The sequence below is a fragment of the Exiguobacterium sp. GL_137 genome (genome assembly GCF_057834585.1).
Window position 1 is genome coordinate 353,124 of record NZ_CM174406.1, and the last position, 22,859, is coordinate 375,982.

The 22,859-nt window shown below is 45.3% G+C and carries 23 protein-coding genes; 20 read left to right on the plus strand and 3 right to left on the minus strand.

What is annotated here, in order from left to right; translation table 11 throughout:
• Window positions 1–12: 12 nt before the first annotated feature.
• From AC3IRK_RS01950 to AC3IRK_RS01975, 6 genes are read left to right on the plus strand one after another with little or no spacing between them, the layout of a single operon-like run.
• The gene (locus AC3IRK_RS01950) at window positions 13–378 is read left to right on the plus strand and encodes a rhodanese-like domain-containing protein (RefSeq protein ID WP_131503356.1); all 366 of its coding nucleotides are present in this window, start codon (window positions 13–15) and stop codon (window positions 376–378) included.
• Window positions 379–400: 22 nt separating this feature from the next.
• On the plus strand, window positions 401–697 hold the full coding sequence (locus AC3IRK_RS01955; protein WP_131503357.1) for a rhodanese-like domain-containing protein: 297 nt from the start codon (window positions 401–403) through the stop codon (window positions 695–697).
• Between the two features lie 48 nt (window positions 698–745).
• Complete coding sequence (locus tag AC3IRK_RS01960) at window positions 746–1,312, plus strand: sulfurtransferase TusA family protein (protein WP_131503358.1); 567 nt, start codon at window positions 746–748, stop codon at window positions 1,310–1,312.
• Between the two features lie 32 nt (window positions 1,313–1,344).
• On the plus strand, window positions 1,345–2,481 hold the full coding sequence (locus AC3IRK_RS01965) for an MBL fold metallo-hydrolase (RefSeq protein ID WP_489170345.1): 1,137 nt from the start codon (window positions 1,345–1,347) through the stop codon (window positions 2,479–2,481).
• 33 nt (window positions 2,482–2,514) lie between these two features.
• The gene (locus AC3IRK_RS01970; protein WP_131503360.1) at window positions 2,515–2,742 is read left to right on the plus strand and encodes a sulfurtransferase TusA family protein; all 228 of its coding nucleotides are present in this window, start codon (window positions 2,515–2,517) and stop codon (window positions 2,740–2,742) included.
• A 55-nt stretch (window positions 2,743–2,797) separates the two neighbouring features.
• Window positions 2,798–3,574, plus strand: coding sequence for a sulfite exporter TauE/SafE family protein (locus AC3IRK_RS01975; RefSeq protein WP_131503361.1), 777 nt, complete (start codon window positions 2,798–2,800; stop codon window positions 3,572–3,574).
• 62 nt (window positions 3,575–3,636) lie between these two features.
• Here the strand turns inward: AC3IRK_RS01975 and AC3IRK_RS01980 are convergent, their stop codons facing one another.
• Window positions 3,637–4,023: a DUF302 domain-containing protein gene (locus AC3IRK_RS01980; RefSeq protein ID WP_131973338.1), complete on the minus strand. Its 387-nt coding sequence runs from the start codon at window positions 4,021–4,023 to the stop codon at window positions 3,637–3,639.
• Between the two features lie 187 nt (window positions 4,024–4,210).
• On the opposite strand from AC3IRK_RS01980, the gene msrB reads away from it, so the two are divergent.
• The 4 genes from msrB (at window position 4,211) to AC3IRK_RS02000 (ending at window position 12,785) form a co-directional block, all read left to right on the plus strand.
• Complete coding sequence (msrB, locus tag AC3IRK_RS01985) at window positions 4,211–5,311, plus strand: peptide-methionine (R)-S-oxide reductase MsrB (RefSeq protein ID WP_131973337.1); 1,101 nt, start codon at window positions 4,211–4,213, stop codon at window positions 5,309–5,311.
• Window positions 5,312–5,457: 146 nt separating this feature from the next.
• Window positions 5,458–8,373 carry a S8 family peptidase gene (locus AC3IRK_RS01990; protein ID WP_489170346.1) on the plus strand — a complete coding sequence of 972 codons (2,916 nt, stop codon included), beginning with the start codon at window positions 5,458–5,460 and terminating at the stop codon, window positions 8,371–8,373.
• A 162-nt stretch (window positions 8,374–8,535) separates the two neighbouring features.
• Window positions 8,536–11,073 carry an ATP-binding protein gene (locus AC3IRK_RS01995; protein WP_489170347.1) on the plus strand — a complete coding sequence of 846 codons (2,538 nt, stop codon included), beginning with the start codon at window positions 8,536–8,538 and terminating at the stop codon, window positions 11,071–11,073.
• Window positions 11,074–11,264: 191 nt separating this feature from the next.
• Window positions 11,265–12,785, plus strand: coding sequence for a diguanylate cyclase domain-containing protein (locus tag AC3IRK_RS02000; RefSeq protein ID WP_489170348.1), 1,521 nt, complete (start codon window positions 11,265–11,267; stop codon window positions 12,783–12,785).
• Between the two features lie 44 nt (window positions 12,786–12,829).
• On the opposite strand, the gene AC3IRK_RS02005 is transcribed toward AC3IRK_RS02000, so the two are convergent.
• A complete protein-coding gene (locus AC3IRK_RS02005; protein WP_165871670.1) occupies window positions 12,830–13,462 on the minus strand; it encodes a FusB/FusC family EF-G-binding protein in 633 nt (210 codons plus the stop codon).
• Between the two features lie 115 nt (window positions 13,463–13,577).
• On the opposite strand from AC3IRK_RS02005, the gene AC3IRK_RS02010 reads away from it, so the two are divergent.
• The 3 genes from AC3IRK_RS02010 to AC3IRK_RS02020 all read left to right on the plus strand — a co-directional run bounded on the left by AC3IRK_RS02010 (window position 13,578) and on the right by AC3IRK_RS02020 (window position 15,313).
• Window positions 13,578–14,306 carry a hypothetical protein gene (locus AC3IRK_RS02010; RefSeq protein WP_214855591.1) on the plus strand — a complete coding sequence of 243 codons (729 nt, stop codon included), beginning with the start codon at window positions 13,578–13,580 and terminating at the stop codon, window positions 14,304–14,306.
• A 78-nt stretch (window positions 14,307–14,384) separates the two neighbouring features.
• The gene (locus AC3IRK_RS02015; RefSeq protein ID WP_188005103.1) at window positions 14,385–14,834 is read left to right on the plus strand and encodes a general stress protein; all 450 of its coding nucleotides are present in this window, start codon (window positions 14,385–14,387) and stop codon (window positions 14,832–14,834) included.
• 29 nt (window positions 14,835–14,863) lie between these two features.
• Window positions 14,864–15,313, plus strand: coding sequence for a universal stress protein (locus tag AC3IRK_RS02020; RefSeq protein ID WP_114597045.1), 450 nt, complete (start codon window positions 14,864–14,866; stop codon window positions 15,311–15,313).
• Between the two features lie 65 nt (window positions 15,314–15,378).
• Here the strand turns inward: AC3IRK_RS02020 and AC3IRK_RS02025 are convergent, their stop codons facing one another.
• The gene (locus AC3IRK_RS02025) at window positions 15,379–15,570 is read right to left on the minus strand and encodes a hypothetical protein (protein WP_012369273.1); all 192 of its coding nucleotides are present in this window, start codon (window positions 15,568–15,570) and stop codon (window positions 15,379–15,381) included.
• Window positions 15,571–15,717: 147 nt separating this feature from the next.
• On the opposite strand from AC3IRK_RS02025, the gene AC3IRK_RS02030 reads away from it, so the two are divergent.
• From AC3IRK_RS02030 to AC3IRK_RS02060, 7 genes are all read left to right on the plus strand, one after another.
• Window positions 15,718–16,161 carry a MarR family winged helix-turn-helix transcriptional regulator gene (locus AC3IRK_RS02030; RefSeq protein ID WP_026829386.1) on the plus strand — a complete coding sequence of 148 codons (444 nt, stop codon included), beginning with the start codon at window positions 15,718–15,720 and terminating at the stop codon, window positions 16,159–16,161.
• Between the two features lie 35 nt (window positions 16,162–16,196).
• The gene (locus tag AC3IRK_RS02035; protein WP_489170349.1) at window positions 16,197–18,866 is read left to right on the plus strand and encodes an MMPL family transporter; all 2,670 of its coding nucleotides are present in this window, start codon (window positions 16,197–16,199) and stop codon (window positions 18,864–18,866) included.
• A 74-nt stretch (window positions 18,867–18,940) separates the two neighbouring features.
• Window positions 18,941–19,792, plus strand: coding sequence for an MBL fold metallo-hydrolase (locus tag AC3IRK_RS02040; protein ID WP_489170350.1), 852 nt, complete (start codon window positions 18,941–18,943; stop codon window positions 19,790–19,792).
• A gap of 88 nt (window positions 19,793–19,880) precedes the next feature.
• Window positions 19,881–20,009, plus strand: a complete 129-nt coding sequence (locus AC3IRK_RS02045; protein WP_255508417.1) for a hypothetical protein — start codon at window positions 19,881–19,883, stop codon at window positions 20,007–20,009.
• Between the two features lie 121 nt (window positions 20,010–20,130).
• Window positions 20,131–20,835, plus strand: coding sequence for a hypothetical protein (locus tag AC3IRK_RS02050; RefSeq protein WP_131503373.1), 705 nt, complete (start codon window positions 20,131–20,133; stop codon window positions 20,833–20,835).
• 132 nt (window positions 20,836–20,967) lie between these two features.
• On the plus strand, window positions 20,968–22,128 hold the full coding sequence (locus AC3IRK_RS02055; RefSeq protein WP_188005106.1) for an ROK family transcriptional regulator: 1,161 nt from the start codon (window positions 20,968–20,970) through the stop codon (window positions 22,126–22,128).
• Between the two features lie 235 nt (window positions 22,129–22,363).
• Complete coding sequence (locus AC3IRK_RS02060) at window positions 22,364–22,846, plus strand: hypothetical protein (protein ID WP_131503375.1); 483 nt, start codon at window positions 22,364–22,366, stop codon at window positions 22,844–22,846.
• Window positions 22,847–22,859: the final 13 nt, after the last annotated feature.

A 22,859-nucleotide genomic window follows, 5' to 3' on the forward strand; every position in this document is an offset into this window, starting at 1 on the left:
CGAGGAGGACTGATGCAAGTGGATATCCTGAACATCGTATTTCTAGTGATTGTTGCCTTTCTCGCTTACCGGATGTTTGCACCGACAAAAGGTGTCAACAAACTGTCAGCAACTGAACTGAAACAGCATTTAGGTGACCGTAACCGATTTTATTTGGATGTCCGGACACCGGGTGAGTTCAAAGGAAATCACATTAAAGGATTTAAGAACATTCCGCTTCAAATATTACCGTCGCAACTTGACAAGATTCCGAAAGATAAAGAAGTCATCGTAATCTGTCAAAGCGGAATGCGTAGTAAACAAGCGGTCAAACAATTAAAAAAAGCCGGATACAGCCACGTAACAGAGGTATCAGGCGGAATGAATGTTTGGCGTTAAAAAACACGAGGAGGAATAACAAATGAAACGATTCACAGCAAAAGAAGTACAGGAAAAGCTAGAGAGCGGAGAACAACTTAACATCATTGATATCCGGGAAGTGGACGAAGTCAAAGAAGGAAAAATTCCGGAAGCAATTCATATTCCACTCGGACTCGTTGAATTCAAAATGAATGAACTTGATAAGAAAAAACAATACGTCATGGTCTGCCGTTCAGGTGCCCGTAGTGGCCGTGCAGCCACTTATCTTGAGGGACAGGGATTTGATGTCATCAATATGGATGGCGGTATGATGGCATACGAAGGTAAAACCAACTAATTTTTTTAATCTTAATTATACCCCCATAGGTAAAAGGAGCGAATACTTTTGCAGACAATCAAAACAGATATCGTACTCGACGCACGTGGCTTAGCTTGCCCGATGCCGATCGTCCGAACGAAAAAAACGATGAAGACACTGGAACCGGGTCAAGTCGTAGAGGTTCAAGCGACAGATAAAGGATCGACGGCCGATCTCCGGGCCTGGGCAAACAGTACAGGCAACCAATACCTCGGAACGATTGAAGACGGCGATGTTCTGCGTCATTACGTCCGGAAAGCTTCCGGTAATGATCAGGAAGTGCCGGAGTTCGAACAAATCGTCAATAACGAGACGGTCGAAGTTGCTCGTCAGAACGCGGATACGCTTGTTCTCGATGTCCGGGAAACGGCAGAATATGCGTTTGCACATATTCCTAGTGCGGTAAACATTCCGCTCGGTGAACTGGAAGAACGTATCGAAGAACTCGATATGTCTAAAACGATTTATGTGGTCTGCCGGACAGGCAGCCGGAGTGACTTGGCTTGCCAACAACTCGATGCTAAAGGATTCAACGTTCAAAACGTCGTTCCCGGTATGAGTGACTGGGCATTTGATACAGAAAAAAACGTTTAATCCGTAAATTACTGTCAGGAGGAAAGACAAAGATGGCACAAGCAATGACAACAAAAGAAGTCACCCAAAAAATCATTCGCCGCGAGAAATTATTTATCTTGGACGTCCGGAATGAAGACGCGTTTCAAGATTGGAAAATTGAAGGCGAACAGTTTTCTTATTTGAATGTTCCATATTTCGATTTACTTGATGGTGTCGAAGATATTTTAGATAAATTGCCGACCGATCAGGACGTGCTCGTCGTCTGTGCGAAAGAAGGATCGTCCATTTTTGTCGCGGATTTATTGGAAGAAGCAGGACGGACGGTCTCGTATCTTGCAGGCGGGATGAAAGCCTGGAGCGAACATCTCGAGCCGATTTCACTCGGATCATTAAATGAAACCGGGTCAGATCGTGGAGAAGTCGTTCAGTTCGTCCGGATCGGGAAAGGTTGCCTGTCTTACATGATCATCTCGGAAGGCGAAGCCGTCCTCGTGGATGCCACACGTATGACAGATATCTATCTCGACTATGCAAAAGAACGTCAGCTTGAAATCACACATGTATTTGATACACATCTTCATGCCGATCACATTTCCGGCGGACGTGAGATTGCGGAAAAAACAGGCGCAACATATTGGTTGCCACCAAAAGACGCTACAGACGTCACGTTTGATTATGAAGCACTCGAAGATGGAAGCCACGTTCAGGTAGGAGATACACAAATTGATGTACGGGCCCTTTATTCCCCGGGACATACAATCGGGTCGACTTCGTTCGTCGTCGATAATCGTTATCTCCTGACGGGCGACATTTTGTTTATTGATTCCATCGGACGTCCTGATTTAGCCGGTCTCGCAGAAGACTGGGTCGGTGACTTAAGAGACTCGCTCTACAACACGTATCGTAAACTATCGAAAGACCTGATTGTTCTGCCTGCCCACTTCATGTTAATCGAAGAATTAAACGAAGACGGCAGCGTCGCGGAAAAACTGGATGTGTTACTTGCCAACAATCATGGCTTGAACATCGAAGACGAAGAAACATTCCGGAAAATGGTGACAGAAAACTTGCCGCCGCAACCGAATGCGTACCAGGAAATTCGAGAAACAAACATGGGGAAACAGACACCGGATCTCGAAGCACAACGTGAGATGGAAGTCGGTCCAAACCGCTGTGCCGTTCGCTAAACTAAAAAAATTACTTCAGGAGGAATTACAATTATGAAATCAGAACTCGTATTAGATGCAAAAGGACTTGCATGTCCAATGCCAATCGTCAAAACAAAAAAAGCAATCACCGGACTCGAATCCGGTCAAATCCTTGAAGTCCATGCAACGGACAAAGGGGCAAAAAACGATTTACAAGCATGGGCAAAATCAGGTGGCCATGAGCTTGTGAAACACGAAGAAGAGGCCAGCGTCTTAAAATTCTGGATCCAAAAAGGGTAATTCAAGTTACAGGAGGGCTGGAGACAGTCCTTCTTTTTCAAAAGGAGTGAATCGAATGGAAATCGGGTTTATCATTACCATTTTTTTGATTGGATTTGTCGGATCCTATATTTCCGGAATGCTCGGAATCGGCGGTTCAATCATCAAATATCCGATGCTGTTATACATTCCGCCGTTGCTCGGATTCGCTGCCTTTTCGGCCCATGAAGTGGCGGGAATCAGTGCCATTCAAGTCTTTTTTGCGACGATTGGCGGCGTTTGGGCTTACCGGAAAGGCGGTTATCTCAACAAGTCATTAATCGTAAGTATGGGTGGCGCCATTTTAAGCGGAAGTTTCCTCGGTGCCTACGGTTCAAATGTCTTGGCGGAAGATACGATCAATATCGTTTACGGAATACTGGCGTTAACGGCAGCGGTCATGATGTTCGTACCGAAAAAAGGACTGGATGATATTCCGCTTGATCAGGTCCGGTTCAACAAAACAATTGCAGCGAGTAGCGCGTTCATCGTCGGAGTCGGGGCAGGAATCGTCGGTGCGGCAGGAGCATTCTTACTTGTTCCGATTATGCTCGTCGTTTTAAAAATCCCGACCCGGATGACGATTGCTTCGTCGCTCGCGATTACCTTTATTTCGTCAATCGGCGCAACGGTCGGAAAGATTACGACAGGGCAGGTCGACTGGGGACCGGCTGCCATCATGGTCGTCGCCAGTCTGATTGCGGCACCGCTCGGCGCAATCGCCGGAAAAAAGATGAATACAAAAGTCCTGCAAATCATTTTGGCTGTCCTGATTTTAGCGACAGCCGTCAAAATCTGGCTCGATATTTTATGAAAGAGTACAAAAAAGCGATACTTTGCTTGTACATCAGCAAAGTATCGCTTTTTTTGATGAAGCTACAAACGGCTTTTTTCAATGACATCAACAAGTTGCCGTTCGACATCGAGTGCGACTTGTTTTAACTCGTCTTCTTCGACCAGACCAATCAGTGCCGTTGGACGCGGCATTCCGATTTTCGTCTGTCCATCTTCCGTATAAACAGCGAGCTTACACGGTAAAAAGTAGCCGGCCCGACGTTCCGCCGACAAGACACGATGGGCTTCCTTTGGATTACAGACTTCGAGGATATGGTATCGGTCTTCAAACGGTAACTCTTTTTCAGCAAATTTTTTCGCCAAATCAAACTCCCATAAGACGCCAAAGGAAACCTCGGCAAGTGCTGTTTTGAGACGTTCGATTGTTTTCTCCGTTGAATGATTCGAGTTGACTGTGTAGTCAAACATGAATACCCCTCCCGGTTTTTTTGATGTCTTAAATTTATTTCCCTCTTTTGACAGGATGAATCGTCTTTTTTGAATGTGCCGAATGAGAGCAGACCGGGCGACAAACTGTGGGAAATCAAGGTACATTAGAAAAAAGACATCCGTCAGACAATGGACGACGTAAGCTTAAAAAAGGAGGCGGAGGGGGATGAAGAAACGAATGTTGACGATTTTATCGGTCGTAGCATTGATTGCAATCATGATTGGCGGCTACTTTGTCTTTCAGCAACAACAGGCAAAATCGAGTGGGAGCAAAGAACTGACCTATGCCAAAGAAGAAACGGCGATTCTCGCAGGCGGTTGTTTCTGGTGCATGGAGCCGCCGTTTGAAGAGTTAAAAGGGGTCAAATCCGTAATTTCCGGTTATACCGGTGGAGATGTGAAAAATCCGACGTATAATCAAGTATCGGCGGAAACAACCGGACACCGGGAAGCCGTTTTGATTACATTTGATCCGGCTGTTATTTCCTATAAACAGTTACTTGATGTCTACTGGCGCCAAATCGATCCGACCGATCCGAACGGTCAATTCGTCGATCAAGGCGAATCATATACGACGGCAATCTTCTATACAAATGCGGAACAAAAGCAGATTGCGGAACAGTCGAAGAACGAATTAGCCGAGAGCGGAATTTTTGATGAAAAAATTGTCACACCGTTGATTGAAGCGGGTCCGTTTTATGAGGCAGAAGCGTATCATCAAGACTATTACTTGAAGAGCGAAAAGAAATATAAATTTTACCGGGCTGCATCCGGACGTGATGAGTTCATCAATCGATATTGGAAAGATCAACCAAAACTGGACTTACCGAAGTATTCAAAATTGACCGATGAACAAATCAAAGCGAAGTTGACGGATATCCAATATAAAGTCACTCAGGAAGACGGGACAGAACCGGCTTTTGATAATCCGTATCATGATTTAAAAGCGGACGGGATTTATGTGGATCTGATTTCCGGTGAACCGCTGTTTTCTTCTAATGATAAATTTGATTCGAAAACCGGCTGGCCGAGCTTCATTCGACCGTTAGAAAAAGGAAATATCATTGAAAAAAGTGACTTTGCATTAGGGATGAAGCGGATGGAGGTCAGAAGCCGGCACGGAAATGCGCATCTTGGACATGTCTTTAACGATGGTCCTGAACCGACTGGTTTACGTTATTGTATGAATTCAGCTGCTTTACGGTTTGTGCCGAAAGCCGACCTCGAAAAAGAAGGTTACGGTCAGTATGCTTCCGAATTTAAATAATCAGCTAAAAAGGGATTTTTCACTTTCGTGAAAAGTCCCTTTTCTTTCGAAAATGTAAGGTGACCGCATTAAAAATAACTATCCATTTTATCCAAATATTGTTTATACTAGACACAATGTAAGATCATATCTTGAGGAGGAACATTGTGAAAAAGTTAACGATTTGGCTCATGCTGAGCTGTTTGATTCTGACGCTCGGAATCGGACCATCAGCTGTTAAAACAGCAGCGGCAAATGAATTGTCGGAAGCTGTCTTATTAAAGGCAGGACAGGAAACGCTTCTGGAAACAGGAATGAATAAAACGAATACATATTGGTATAAGGTCGATCATCAAGCCGGGATTGAAAAAACGGCGACACATTTTGAATTATCGATTGATACGGATCAGCCGATCGAAGTAACGGCTTACCCTAGTCAAGAGATGGCATCAAAAGATGAGACATTTGACCGTTACCGCGGATATGCAGAACCAAACGATAAGGACGTCACAAAAATCGCTGTTCCGTATGCATGGGACGGACCATATTACGTCAAAGTCGATTATTATCCGGAAATCGAAGAAGATAAGACGGTCAAGCCAGCAAATGTCAACTTGACGTACAATAATGTCAAATTGGCTGTCGAATATGAGCCAATCAGCGATATCAGCTGTATGGCGGAAGAAGCACTGAAACAAACATCGGACGAAAAACCGATGCTTGCCTTGATGCATGCGATTCAAAAACAAGTGTTGAGCCAGTCGGAACAAGGACGCAGTTTAACGTCGTTGTACTACAAGGCATCACCATACGTCGTCAAAACCTTGTTGTTCAACAAAGACAAACGGACACAAGCATATGAAGATTTAAAATCACTGAAGCCGGCCATGTCTGCTCTTGTCAACGGTACATCATACACATTGACGAAAACCGATCAAGCAGCGGTCAACCGTTTATACGCGTTGACTCGTGACGCATCACCGGAAGTCATCGCAACGGAAATCAATCAAGTCGCGAAAACGGCGAACATTGAAACAATTGGTGGATCCAATTTGACGGATGCCTTCAAACCATTTGGTATTCAAGTGAAATCAGAAGCTAAAACACGGTTCATCGTTAAGCTGAAACCGGGTCATACAGAGCGGACGATGAAAATCGCCGGTACACAGGCAACAGACGTTGAGAAGTTATCGCTTGGTAAAACAGGTCAGTTTGTCATCGTCACGGAAGATCCGACGGTTAAAAATCAGTCGGCAGCAGTCCTGAAACAATCGTTGAAAAAATCAAGTGCTGTTGAGTATGTCGAAGAAGTTCAGACATACCGAGCAACTGGTGACATCAACTATGACTACCAATGGTCGCTCAACCAAAAATCGAGCGTCGAACAGTTCCCGGATGCGGGAATCGGATTCGAAAAATTCCTGAAAAACAATGCAGGTCAAAAGTTGAAACCAGTCACGATTGCAGTTATTGATACAGGGGTGGATTACCGCCTGAAGGATTTACAAGGGAAAGTTGATATTGCCCAGGAAAAGAACTACGTCGATGTGAACGGGAACGGAAATGCACTCGACGATAACGGTCACGGAACACACGTCTCAGGTGTGATTGCAGCAGCCCTTGAAAATGATTACGGCATTCGCGGCATCCATCAATCGGCGAAAATTCTTCCCGTTAAGGTTTTGAACGCCAACGGTGAAGGGGAAACGGATGCGATCGCACTCGGAATTAAATATGCAGTTGATCACGGGGCAAAAATCATCAATATGAGTCTTGGCGGCGGTGAAAGCCGGACGATGGCATATATGATGAAATATGCGGCAGATCGCGGTGTAACGGTCGTCGCAGCGTCAGGTAACGAATACGATATGTCCGTTGGTTTCCCGGCCAGTTCAGAATACGCCATTTCTGTCGGAGCGACAAATCCGCTCGGTATGGTTGCTGATTATTCGAACTACGGCATCGGACTCGATGTTGTCGCACCAGGTTCAAAAATTGCAAGTCTTGTTCCGGACGGTAATACCGTTTATATGGACGGAACAAGCATGGCGTCACCGCACGTCGCAGCCGTTGCCGGAATTCTTGCGTCACTCGATTCAAAATTGACGCCGAAACAAATCGAGACAATCTTACGGACAAGTGCTGAACCGCTTGCCTTTGAGAATCCGAACGATTGGTACGATGATGAAGACGAAGATATGGAAGATGAGTATCCACCAGGATATGAAAAAGAAATGACACCGGACTTCCCGGCATTCGTCAGCCCGGTATCGGGATATGGAAAAGTCAACATCACACGTGCGATCTCGCAATTGCACCTAAACGGAAAAGTGAACCCGGTCTATGACAACCAGCTTGTTGTCAGCGGACAAGTTAAAACGGGTACAAAAGTTGAAGTTTGGTCGACGAAAAAGTTGACGGATACAAAAGACACGGCAAAAATGTTGGCAAAAACAACAGCAACAGCCGGTAAATACAGTGTGGCGATTCCCCGTCAGGAAAAAACATCTGTCTTGACGATTCGTTATGCGAACGGTCTTGACGTGACATCGGAACGGACGGAAGTTTTGCCAGGGAAAGCGCCGGCTGCACCGAAAGTCAACCGTGTGTTGGCCGGAGCAACGAAAGTAACCGGTACAGCTATCATCAATGGTAAAATTACAATTAAAGATTCAAAAAAGAAAGTAATCGGAAAAGCCGTTGTCGACAGTAAAGGGAAATTCACGGTCAAAGTCGCGAAATTAGCCCCTAATGCCCGTCTTGCGATCACGGTAAAAGATATTGCCAACCGTTCGAGCAAAGCGACCGTCCTTACGGTTCTTGCTCCGCCAGCTGCACCGAAAGTAAAGCCGGTGACAGCCGGTCAAACGAAAGTAACCGGTACAGGTGAGAAAAAAACGCATGTGTATATCCAAAATGCGAAGAAAAAAGTCATCGCCAAAGGAACCGTTACTTCTAAAGGAACGTTTTCTGTGAAGATTACGAAACAAAAAGCAGGAGCGAAGCTGTATGTTTATCTCAAAAATGACTTGAAACAAACGAGTACTAAAACAACAGTTGTCGTCAAAAAAGCGAAGAAATAAGTCTTAAAAGCACCCTTTTTCGGGTAAAACGAAAAAGGGTGCTTTTTTTTTGATGAGTTATCTTACTTTTAAAGTATTTTTTTTGAAAATATGTTACTTTTAATTGATTCGACTATTTTTTAAAAAAGCATCATTCGAAGCGAATGATGAGGAGGATATTTCATGATTAATTGGATTCGGAGACGAATCGGGCGGCAATTATTGGCAGTATTATATGTCTTACTGTTTTTGGTTTCGATGACTTCCTTTATGGTTTATGGTTATATGGAAAATCGAATCGAATCATCACGCGATAACTTAGAAGTCATCAGCGAACAAAATCGTCGCGCAGATCATTTATGGGATAACTGGCAGAACGTCCAGTTTGGTTTGCGGGGATTTGTCATTTTCGGTAACCAGGAACGTTTTGATCAAATCCAGGAGCTACGGACAGAAATCAAAAGTGAAACGGATTGGTTTACCCGTAAAGCCAAAACGGATGAAGAAGAAGAATTTGCCGCCCAAATGACGAATATGTACAACTTATATTATGGAGCCTTGTTTCCTTTGACCCAGTCGTACGTAAATGAAAAAAAGGCGAATCAAATCAATGAAGATTTTTTACAGGGTGACAGTCTGTTCTCATTACCGATTGCTAAACGATTGGTGGAACAAGGTCAATTAAAACAAACAGCGGACGGTTCAATTGATGTCGAACCGGATATTGAAAAAGCATCTTCGGCATTAAATGAATACCGGAATAATTTACAACAACAGCAGGATACAGCCGTTGCCAACCTGCGGAGTGAGGTCGCAAAAACGAAATGGGTTTGGATTTCGAGTATCTTTGTCCTTATTATCTTTATTTTACTGTTTGTTCATCCGTTCCTGAAACGAATGACGAAACAGTTATTACGCCTGATTGAGGACAATCGAAAGCTGTCACGAAACGAGCCGATTGAGATGGATGTCATGGAGCGGCGGACAGATGAGATTGGCATGTTGCGCTCATCCTTTAATCAGATGGCTGTGACGACCAATCTACACAAAGAAGAGATGCAGAATAAAAACGAAGAGTTACAGGCACAGAGTGAAGAATTACTGGCCCAACAAGAAGAATTACAATCGCAACAAGAAGAACTCGAAGAGGCATATCAGGCGACGAAACAAAACGAAGAGAAGCTGAAGATGCGCAGCGAATTAACGGAAGCACTCGCTGTCCGGGAAACGGTCGAATCGTACCCGGCGATTGTTCAAAAAATGTTGGATATTACGTCTTCCGAGTATGGCGCTTTATTATTGTATGACAATGGCGTTTACATCGGTGCGACGACGAACGGCATGAAGATACAACAGATTCAATCCTTACTGGATGATGAGAATTCCTTATTGAACCGGATGCGGTTAGGGACGAAAGTCGTTCAGTCGGAAAAGCGGGTCTCACGAACGGACGATACACCGTACAGCTTTAGTACACATGAAGTCGCCTTGCCGATTTACGATCCATCAACAAACCAATTGATGGCTGCTGTCTATATGGTTCGATACCAATCACCGTATCAGTCTCAGCATCTAGCGGACATGCGTGATTTTTCTCAGCAGATGACTTTATCCTTATTACGGACGCGTTCGTATGACGAGATGAAACAGGAAAAACAAAAAACCGAGCAGGTCCTCGACTCAATCCGGGAAGCGATTATCTATCTGGAAGACGGAAATGATGAATTATATGTCAATCGTCCGTTGTTCGAACTGATACCAGAATTGCAAACTGAATTTACGACGGACCGGACTTTATCGTCGGCCAGTTATGTGATTGAAGTGATGCGTAATATCGTCGATGATGTCGAACGATTTAACGATTACTTAGACTTGATACGTTCTGGAGAAGTTTCTCCGGATAAAGTTCAATTTGATGTCCGTGGTAATTCGGCACATCTTGAAGTATATGCAGAACGAATCGATATTGAAGGTGGCTGGAAAGGGGTCATCCTCGTCATCCGTGATATTACCCGGGAAACAGAAGCGGATCGTCTGAAGACAGAACTCGTTTCGACGGTGTCTCACGAATTGCGGACTCCCTTGTCTTCGATTTACGGATTCACGGAATTGATGCTCAATCGAGAGATTGATGCGATAAAACAACAGAAATATTTGTCGACGATTCATAATGAAACGGAACGGCTGTCGAATTTGGTGACCGATTTCCTCGATGTTCAACGGATGCAATCCGGTGGACAACGTTACCAAATGGCTCACCTTGATTTGTATTCGATCGTCGATCAAGTAATTGGTGTCTATAAGGCGTCAAACGGACTTCACGATATTCAACTTCACGTGTTGAGTGTAGAACGACCAGCGATTATTGGAGACGAAACACGGATTAAGCAGTTGCTGAACAATTTAGTCAACAACGCCATCAAGTATTCACCGGACGGTGGACAGGTTGACATTACAGTCAGCGCGGATCAAGAAAATGCGACGATTCAGATTACCGATCACGGTATCGGGATTCCACAATATGCCTTTGCCCATCTGTTTGATAAATTTTATCGTGTGGATAATTCAGATACACGACGAATCGGGGGTACGGGACTTGGTCTTTCGATTTGTAAGGAAATCGTCAAAGAACATGACGGTGTGATTCATGTCGAATCGACTGTCGGAAAGGGAAGCACCTTTACGGTCGCCCTGCCGTTGCACGCATTGGAAAATGTCTAATCCAAACAGGTATCGGATTGCTTCGGCAACCGGTACCTGTTTTTGTTTTACAATAATTTTTCAAGCGCTGAGAAAAAACACAAGACGTTCAGTGAATATTTAAATATAATGAAAAGATAGTTAAAAAACAGAAAGATTTGCCGATAAACATATAGGACAAACGAACTAGGACAAAAGAAAGGGCGTGGACGATGCATAAACTAATCTATACCATCATCGGCGGATGGGTGATGTCTCATTTGTTATGGTTAGGAATCGTCGGTACATCATCGGACCTTTCGAGAACAGGAAACAGCCTGTTCATGATTCTAGGCGCTGTCCTTTCGACGATCATGTTGGTATTAGCGGCGCGGCGTCATCCGAATCGTCCATTTACGCAACGTCTATTTTTACTGCTCTTATTCGGAAATATGTCGCTGGCGATTGGCGAAACGTTAGAATTTATCGTGTCCCAACAGCACTTGGAACGTTCCGGAATATTTGATGGAATTGATTTAATATTCAGTCTGCAAATCGGATTTTATTTGCTGGCTTTTTGTTATTTTTTAATCAGTCGCCGTTCAGAAGTGAATTTACGATTTTTCCTATTTGATGAACTCATCATTTTGATTGTGACAGGAGCGATTTCCTGGCATTATCTCGTCACGCCGTATTTGGAACAGGCGGAACTGTTCAGCATGGAAACACTGTTATTACTCCGTTATCCATTAGGAGATCTGCTGTTACTGGGTGGGATGTTAATCCTGTTCTTTGGTGTCATGAAACGTGGAAACAGTATCCCGCTTCTGATGATATTGATTGGTTTTCATCTGCAATTAATTGCGGATTTATTATACGTCATTTTGAATCGAACCAATTTTCCGATTTCTTTGATGTGGCTGGATCCGATTTGGATTGCGACCGTCTTATTAATTGGCGGGGCGGGACTGATATTCGACGTTGGTGAACAGCCGATCGGATTTAACGTCAACCGGCGGATTCTAGACGGGATTCGTCTCGTGACACCGTATGTCTTCCTGTTGATTTTGTTTGTGACAATGGCACGTCAAGCCGTCAGTTGGAATGGTTTGACGATTGGTTTAATGATTGCCATTCCTTTATTGATTTCAAGGCAGGTTCGGATCGTGATGGACAATCAACGGTTGCGGGAAAATCTTGAGGCGAAAGTCGAGGAGCGGACGGCAGCACTCGAACAGGCATTGGAAGAGATGGAGCATATGGCCTATCATGACGCACTGACGAATTTACCGAACCGGTATTTGTTTGCCCGCTTGTTCAAAGAGGAACTTCGCCGGGCGGAAATTCATCAACGATTTGTCGGTCTGTTTTTCATCGATATTGATCATTTTAAGCAAGTGAACGATACATACGGCCATCAAATTGGAGATCAGTTGATCATTGATATCGCCAACCGTCTTGAAAAAAAATTGCCGCATAATACGGTCATCTCCCGACAAGGCGGGGATGAGTTTGTTTTACTGTTATTTGATGTCAAAGACGAATCGGACATCGAAGCATGTGGCCGACAGCTGGTTCAGTTATTCGAACGGCCGTTCATTCTGAAAGACACGCCTGTCTTCATGACGGCAAGTATTGGCGGCGCTGTTTATCCGACGCATGCGACCTCCCGGACAGCTTTGATCGAACAGGCGGATGTCGCGATGTATGAAGCGAAGCGGCGCGGGAAAAATCAATTTCATGTGGAAGTCTGAATCAAGCAAAGAGTCCCTGACAACTGTCGGGGACTTTTTTTGACTCATTTCATCTTACTCAGTAATTTCTCCAAAGCGGTCGGATTAGTCACCTGCTCATTGCAATGGTCACTGTCGATACAAATATAATTTCCGATTGCCCGGTATTGATCAGCTGATTGATTCGTCCGGGCGGAGACAAGGGTGACATCACTATATTGATTGCAGATTGTACAGATGCCTTTTTGAATCGTCGGAAGATACGTGCCTTCGATTCCAATCCATTCTCCTTTTAAAGGATAGACAAAAAATTTCTTTTTATTCCCGGTGTCGTTCCAACTTAAATAGGTCGTCTTAAGAAAATCGATTGAGTGAAGGGGCGGATGCCGTAACTTTTTCGTTTTTCGAAACAGTTGCTGCAGTTGCTGTTCGGTAATCGACGGGAAAGATTGGACGAACGGTTGGATATCCTCGAGGTACCGGGCGGAATCCGTCTCGGTTTGAACGGTTCGAACCACCATCAATAACGCCTCCTGTTCGGCAGTCAAAACCGGAAGCAAATCAAAGATTTTTTTAGAGGCACTGTAAATGACGGCGTCCCGGACGTCGGGATCATGGACGGTACCCAATTGCTGAATCATCGCATCGACCTGACCACGGATGAAATTGTACTGAAATGGTTGAATGAAAGGTTCCATAAGATATCGCTCCCTTTGTAATTCTTTATTCACGAAATCGGTTTCGGTGAAACGGTATTTTTTTGTTTTCTTCATGTAACACCCGGGAAATAAATACCTGAGGAGGTGTACAGGAATGCAATCATTGACCGGACTTCGCCTGTTAAATTTAATCAGCTTTTTATTTGTCCTTTTAGCACGTGTCGTCTGGTATGAACCGCCGACGGGAGAGCCTCTTGCCATCGTGCCGGCATCGTTTACGGATGCGGTGTTTGGTGTTGTCTATACGACTTTGCTGATTTGGTGTATCCGGCCTGTCCAAGCGTACCCGGCTGACCGGACATTAATTTTTGATATCAGCGGCTGGTTTATATTGACGATGCTCGGATACGGAGCGAGTAGTATCGTCGGTCCTCCATGGGAACTTGTATTGACAACGATTTCGTTTATCAGTTTATGTATCATCTATATGAAAGTACAACATCATCCGAACCGTTCCCCGTGGATGCGTTCTCCTTTTTCCGTTTTTCTTGCCTGGTCGAGTATCCAAATATTAATTTTACCATTTCGTATTCTGCGTGATTTCCGGTTTGAAGATTTGTTTGGGCTGACGACATCCGAGTGGGTGACCGTCATGTTAATTTTATTTGCCTGCGGCATCGTATTTTTTATTTTCGTGCATACTGACTGGGTATTTGGTCTTGTCATGATTTGGTATTATGTCGGTCTGTTCTTTAATGGACGTTTAACGGACTTTCAACAAGGCGTGACAGTCATGAGCGTCATAGCAGTCCTGGTGGCGGTAGTTCTTGTCTTTCGGAAACGGGACCGGTTGTTTGCGCAAGAAAAAAGACCGGTTTCTTAAGAAAGCGGCAGTTGGTGTCATTGCTTTTGGTTTTTTGGGGTATATCCCTTATAGAAGTATAAAAGGGGGAAATGACCAATGGGGAAAAAGCAGTTGATCGGAACATATGATAATGAGACGGATTTGATTCGTCAGATTGAAGACTTACACTTTGCCGGATATCTGGAAGAAGACTTATACATCGTCCTGCAAGATAAAACCGATATGGCGATGTTACGCGGCCAATCGGCAGCACAGCTTGTTTCAGGGAAACGGACGTTATTCGAACGATTTACTGGAAAGCCGGTAACGGAAGAAGAAACCCGTGAAGCCTTCCAATCGTTAGGGCTGCCGGAAGGCGACATGGAACGACATGTGACAAGCGTCAAACACGGGTCTTATGTTCTGTTGGCGGATGAAGAAGGGGCAAGACGTCCTAAACCAGAACCCCAAAGTATTTTAGAGAGTGAACCGGAAGGCATTGAGGCTGAGCGGAAGCTTGACCATGAAAACCGGGCACTTGAGAACGAAAACGACCGGATGTTGTAACCGTGCCAGAGTGGAAAGGGTGAACGACGATGGATAGCCATTATCACACGATTTTAGTAGCAGTCGACGGCTCCAAAACAGCAGACTTAGCTTTTGAAAAAGCCGTTCAGTTCGCGAAACTCGATCAAGCAAAACTCGTCATCACACATGTCATCGATATTCAAACCTTTGCGAATGTCCGTGCGAACCAGCGCTTCATCGATCAAAATGTCACGGAGTACGCCCAGGAACTCCTTGATAAATATCAAAAACGGGCGGTCGAGGAAGGCGTAGCGGAAGTTGAACTGGTCATCGAAAGCGGATCACCGAAAACATTAATCCCGAAAGTCATCGCACCGCGTGTCGGGGCAGGGCTGATTGTCTGTGGCGCTGTCGGAATGAATGCAATGGAACGAATCATGATCGGGAGTGTCTCTGAAAACATTACCCGTTATGCGAAGTGTGATATCTATATCGTTCGCCCGAAAACACTCAAGTGAATACCACACAAACAGGCTGTTTCGATGAAGAATCGAAGCAGCCTGTTTGATGTTCAGTGATGTTTTTAAGTTAATAAATAATAAAAAATGCCTAAGATGATCAAAATAACCGGCAACAAGACTAGATACATCCAGGACATGTTTTTGGCTGTCTGGCTGTTGCTGTACGTTTCTTCGTTTCGACTCTGTCCGACCATTACTGTAAAAATAAGTCCAAGTACACAGATTACTAAAGCAATCCAAAATAAGACGGTCATGTTTAGCCCTCCTTCAGTAAGATAAATCCTCTCTCCCATCATAACGAAAATTGGATTTACATGTCAGGATAATTGTGACAGTTTGGAGTTGACGCCATCTGGTTTAGGGGCTAAACTACTGATATGAGTTTAGGGGGTAAACTAATCATGAAAGAAAATCTGCGGGAAGCCGTTCAATTATTTGAAGAGGTGATGATTCACGGGACAGAACGTGTCCTGAAATCAGTTGATTCACCGGTTTGGCGTCTCTATTCACCAGAACAACTCCATTTGCTGAAGCTGGTCGATAAATATGGACCGATTGCTTCCGGGCGGATTGCCGTCATTCAAGGAGTTCATAAAAGTGCGATTTCCAATCGTCTGAAAAAGTTAAATGAACACGGCCTGGTCGAAGTCGAACGTTCGGAAGATGATCACCGGACAAAACGGATTATTTTGACGGAAGCCGGGAAAGAAGTCGTCGAAGCGTCGGACCAAGCGATTTACAGTTATTTGGAACAATTGATTGATGGAAAGGTCGACGATGATGAGATCAAACAGTTCATCGAGACGTTCCGGAAAGTCAAAGCTATTTTAAAGATTGAAGATTAATTCAGAAAAACAGACACAGAAGAGGTGGAACGGGAATGCGACAAATCGTCAAATGGCGTTGGCCGATCGTAATCGTCTTGTTGCTTGCGACAGTCGGATTATTTTTAGCGGCACCAAACTTATCGAAACAAGCAGAAGATGCGGGTGCCATTCAGCTCGCGAGTGATACGGATTCACAACGGGCAGCGGATATTTTAAAAGCAGCCGGTGCAAGTGAAGAAACGATTTCGCTGGTCATTCCGCTAAAGGAAGCCGTCACGAAAGAAGACCGGATGGAAATCGGTCAAATCGTTAAAGATTTAGAGAAACTGGATAAACCAGTGACTGGAGTCCTGAATCCGTTTGAGAGTAAGGAAACGGAAGGACAACTGATTTCAAAAGACAAAAAAACAGTCCTCGTTCCGATTACCGTTTATGGTTCACAGGAAGAAATCACGGCACTCGCTGAAGATATCCGAAGTGATCTCTTACCGGATGACCGGACGATCTATCTGACGGGTGAATCACTCATCAATGCCGATGTGAACAAAAGCTCACAAGAAGGGTTAAAACGAACGGAATTAATCACAGTCGGTCTGATTTTTGGACTGTTGTTAATTGTTTTCCGTTCGATTGTCACACCATTCGTTCCATTATTTGCGGTGGGTGTCACGTATTTAATGAGTCAATCATTTGTCGCCTTTTTCGTTGATTGGTTCGGATTCCCCGTCTCGAACTTCACGCAGATTTTCCTTGTGGCGATTCTCTTTGGGATCGGGACGGATTACTGTATCCTGCTTCTGAGCCGGTACAAAGAAGAGTTGACTGCCGGACATGATGTCGAGACAGCCATCGTCAACACCTATAAAACAGCGGGACGGACTCTTCTCATCAGTGGTCTTGCCGTCCTCGTCGGCTTCTCGGCAATCGGGTTCGCTGATTTCCCGATCTTTAAATCGTCGGTCGCCGTTGCGGTCGGAATCGCAGTCTTGTTACTGGTTCTCTTTACACTGGTTCCGTTTTTCATGGCGACGTTAAAAGAGAAATTGTTCTGGCCGTCAAAAAATGCGGCGAGTCATCAAGACAGTCGTTTGTGGGCCCGGTACGGTGGATTATCGATTCGTCGTCCATTGCTTGCGATGGCAATCGTCGCTGTGGTGACGATCCCGACCCTGTTCACGTATGATGACGATCTATCGTTCAACACCGTCGATGAGATTGGTGCAAAATATGAAACGGTCAAAGGATTAAATGCCATTTCAGACGGCTTTGGTGCGGGTGAGTCGTTGCCGGTCAATATTATCCTGAAGGACGACCAAAACATCGTGACTGAAAAAACGGTTCCTTATGCAGAACAGTTGAGCCGCGAACTGGTCAAACTGGATGGCGTCAAAGCTGTCCGGTCCATCTCACGTCCGACGGGTGATGTCATTGACGATTTATATGTCGATCAACAACTTAAACAAGTTGCATCTGGTCTGACGGATGCAAAAGATGGACTCGGTGAAGTTGGTCAAGGTCTTCAGACTGTAGAAGGCAACTTACAGACTATCAGTGGTCAGCTTCCGGCCGGAGATCAAGCGTCGGCAGGAGCAGCACAGCTGCAGCAGGCCGCAGACGGTCTCGGTCAAATCAATCAACAGTTAACGCTTGTTGGTCAAGGGTTACAATCTGCGGAAAACATTCCGCAAACTGTCGGGACATTGACAGCGTTATCCGGTCAATTGACCCAAATTCAAACGGGGATCGCACAAGCGGCAACCGGGATTGAAACACAAGGTGCACAAGCCGGTCAACTCGGTACCGGATTAACCCAACTGGCGGATGGTGTCGGATCTGCCAATGCAGGGCTTGGTAAAATCGAAGACGGATTAACGGAAGCTGCCGATTTCCTGAAAGAGATGGGGAACGCCAAAACGATTCGCGGTACCGGGATGTTCATTCCAAAAGATACCTTAGTGAGTAAAGACTTCGAACCTGTCATTGACCGTTATACGATTGATGATCAAACCGGTCTGAAATTCGAAGTCATCCTGAATGATGATCCGTATTCACCGGAAGCGATCGAAACGGTCGCTGCCATCAAGAAAACGACAGCGAGCACACTGAAAGATACACCGCTTGAACAGGCACAAGTTGCTTACGGCGGTATCTCAAGCATCAACAGTGATTTAAATGATACGTCAAAAGCCGATTTCTCACGGACGGTCGTCATCATGATCATCAGTTTGTTCATCGTCCTTGCGATCATGTTCCGTTCATTGATCATGCCGCTGTTTATGATCGGTTCGCTCCTGTTGACGTACTATACGTCGGTATCGATTGCTGAACTGATCTTCGTCAACGGTCTTGGTTATGACGGCATCAGCTGGGCCGTTCCGTTCTTCGGATTTGTTATGCTCGTCGCTCTTGGTATCGATTACTCGATCTTCCTGCTCGACCGGTTCCGGGAAGAAACGATCAATGGACTCGAGACGAATGAAGCGATGTATGTTTCGATGAAGAAAATGGGATCTGTCATCATCACGGCTGCCATCATCCTTGCCGGAACGTTTGGTGCGATGATGCCGTCGGGTGTCCTGAGTCTGGTTCAGATTGCAACAATCGTTATCACGGGTCTGCTCCTGTACGGATTGATTGTCTTACCGCTCCTGATTCCAGCGATCACGGTATCGTTCGGACCGGGTGTCTGGTGGCCGTTCCGTCAAAAGCAAAATAAGAAGTAAGTCGATTCGACTGGTCCATTCGGAAATCATCCGGATGGACTTTTTCGTTATACTACAAACAGGAGGCGATGAAAATGCAACAGTTTAAACAATTAACGGACCGGATCTGGTATCAAACGCCGGTCAGTGAAACGGATCGGCCGATCGTTGCCGTCATTACGGGAGACGACCGGAGTATTGTAATTGATGCCGGAAACTCAAGTCAGCACGCGACACTCTTTTTGGACGAGATGGAGAAACACGGGCTCGGACGACCGGCTCTCGTCGCATTGACGCATTGGCACTGGGATCATATTTTCGGCATAAAACAGATGGCGGTACCAACGATCGCGACGAACCGGACAGTGGAAGAAATGCAGAAAATGCTGGACTACGAATGGACGGATGAGGCGCTGGAAGAACGGATCCGTCAAGGTATTGAAATTCCGTTTTGTGCGGATGCCATCAAACTGGAGTTCGGGAAGGATCGGGAGATCGAAGTCATCTTGCCGACGATTCGTTTCACGGGAGAACTTGAAATCGACCTCGGGGGCGTGACGTGTCTGTTACGACAAGTCGAGAATGACCACTCACCAGGGAGTGCTCTTGTCTATATTCCGGAAGAAGGGGTTTTATTTTTAGGAGATGCCATGTATGCGGATATTTTCTCCGACAAGTGGAATTATACGGTCAATCAAACAACGCGGTTGTTAGATACGATTGCTGAATACGAGGCGGATTATTATGTCTGGTCTCACGGCGAAGCGATGGCAAAAGACGCGTTTGAGCAAGAGGTACACGTCTTACGCCAAATCATCGAAGTGACAAAACAAGCAGAAGGACATGTATCGGAGATGCGCCGGCTGTATCGTGATCTGGTCGGACGGGACTTGACGACAGACGAAGAAGAAACACTCGTATTTTTTGCGAATGGTGCAAAAAAATAATTAAAACAGCAGGTCCTTAACCGTTCATTCGAGAATTCCTATAAGTATAAGATGGAAAAAATCGGATTTTAGCAAAGGGGTTCTCGTAATGGATCGTAAGCCTGAAGATCGGAATGAAACGGCCAATCGTGTATTTTTTGGAACAGCTAACATTTTCACGATCCTTGTAGTGATTGGCTTTGCCTTATATCTGCTGTATCAATTTTTTGTGAAATGACTGATCACCCTGTAGCTCAGGGTGATTTTTTTCGTTTTAGGGGAGTGCAAGCGAACCAGATATTGGGTAATCCTTAACTGAGGGCACAAAGAAAACTCACTTAAAAGGAGGCACTTCAACTATGAAACGCATCCAGATTGCCGACTTTGATCGTCGAATGCCACCACTTGAACTGCGAGAGATGGATGACTATTACGAAGCGGTATTGGTATCAAACTATGATGAATTGTATCCTTCGACCCAAGTACGGACGATACAGTTGGCAGATATTTATGTCAATCTTGTGATGACTTCTGAAGGGGCGCATCTCGTATCCGCGCTCTTTTTAAAACCGGTCGAAGTACCGGATATCGTCGCCTGGATGCAACTCTATACGATAGGTTTTGCGACAGCGGATACAACAGGTTACTACGTGGAACAAGCAGATGAAATTTTAGAAATCGTCTTATATCAAGGAAATCCGATTGTCATTGCGACGAGAGGAACCGATAGATTGTACTATGAGACGGAAGGAGCGATTGAGATGCGGCGGGAATCAAGCGAAGTGATAGGGAAAAAACCGTTGTTGTATTTGAATGGGGAAGCCCGGTTTGAGGTTCCTCATCTTGAATTCAACTCGAATCAGGATGAGGTTCATATCAATGGAACCTTTTTATTTGCAGACTATATGGATACGTATCAGGGACGGGTCGGATTTTTCCGGAAAACGGATTCGAATCTGCCGATTGTCTTACTGGTCGGTAAAGCCATTATCGAAATGGAACTGACAGAAAATCCGGATGGAAGCCGTATCCTTGTCATTGAGCAGCCATACGATGAAGCTTAATTTTCCCGTGAGGATACCGTGGATTTTTTCTGAGAAAAGTTAAAAGGACGAATCTTTAGCTAATCATGAAATCCCTTACAAAATATGCGAGAATAGGAATAGAGACAAAAATGGAAGGGATGCGGGACGAACATGGTGAAAGAGATGCCACGAAATTCTAAGTGGATGCGTTCCTACAATCGGGCACTGGTATTACGTTTGATTCGGATGCATCAACCGATTTCACGGGTCGAACTGGCACAACAAACAAAACTGACGAAACCGACCGTTTCGAATATCGTCGGAGAATTGATTTCGGATCAACTCGTGACAGAGCGTGAACTCGGTGTCTCAAACGGAGGACGAAAGCCAATTTTGCTTGAACTCGTGGCGAAAGAACAATATGTCATCGGGATTGATGCGACAAGTCACCGTTTCATCGGAGTCATCGCGGATTTAAGCGGAAATACGATTCACGAAGTGGAAACGATGGGGAAATTTGATACAAACGAAGAATTAATGGAGGCCGTCGTTCTGTTGTGTGAGGAACTGATTGAGGCAACGGAGCAGGTAGGAACGATTCACGGCATCGGCATATCCGTTCATGGGATGGTCAATCCGGAGACCGGAGTGATTCTGTTTGCTCCTCGTTTTCATCTCCACGATGTCGCCTTAAAGGAACATTTGGAGCAGCATTTTGCGTACCCGGTCTTCATCGAAAACGATGTCCGGGCTCTCGCTTCCTTCGAATTGTTATTCGGAGAAGGTGTCGGAGTCGATCAATTTTTCTATCTGTATGCCGGAGAAGGGATCGGGGGCGCGTATGTCCTGGACGGGAAACTGATTGACGGCGAAAATCACATTACAGGTGAGGTCGGGCATATGCGGCTTGATTTGGACGGTCCGATTTGTTCCTGCGGGAATCGGGGATGTCTCGAAGCGTTGGCTGGGGAAAAAGCGCTGTTGCGTGATTTTGAAGCCATTGACCCGCAAGTCAAAACACTGACGGAACTGAGAAAACGTCTGACGGACGGGGATCCGTATGCGAAAGCCGCGTACCACCGGGCCGGCGAATACATCGGAATCGGTGTCCTGAATACGATTCATCTGATCAATCCGAAACGTATTTTACTCGGGGGCCCGATGTTCGAACTGGCACCATCAATCGTCAATCAAATTAAAGAACGGGTCGAGCACACGGCTTTGACGACCGCTTCACGTGAAACCGACGTCAAGATGGTTCCTTGGAGTGAAAAACAAGGGGCGCTCAGCGCGGCTGCTTTGGCGACCAATAGTATTTTCCGAACGATTTAAAATCAGCTTGTTGGATGACGGTGTTGCTTACCGGATTCAACAGGCTTTTTTTGATGGAAATAAACGTTGAAAAAATATTTTTTGAAACCGTTTACAAAACAAATCAGCATGTGCTATAGTTTTCTTAAAGTTAGATAATAAATTTAATTTACTAAGTTTTCATCAACTAGTGGAGGTGGATGCAGACCGGCAGGGACCGGTTAAGCTGAAACAGAAAGAAGGGGGCGTCGCGCAGATGGAAACAGAGGATTTATGGGTTTCCTACCGTGAAGCTTTCGGGCGTTACGGAGCAATCCGTGGCTTTTACGTGAACCGTTTGACAGGAGATATGACGGAACAACAGCCGGGAGATAAGCGGTCTGCAGATCAGGACGGCGTTCTCGTTCGGCCACGACAAGATGGAGTCTTTCAATTTCGAATGTCGTCCGTACAAGGGGTACTGACGATTCGGTCTTCAGAACTTCATCTTCGAAAAAATGAGAACGGATACATCGAATTACGGGTGTTGATGCAACACATGCGCACAGCCGGTTGTTTGACGCTCGGTGGAGAATTTTATCTGTTCGTGACACCGGAAGTGGACACGCTCGACTATCGTCTGCGACTGATTGCACGGGTCTTGATTCAACTCCAACGGATGCCGATTGGCATGGAAGTCATCGAACAATGGTGTCAACACGCAAAGTTTGAAGGGCAACAGCTTAGAAAGTACGCTTGACCACTCACATACA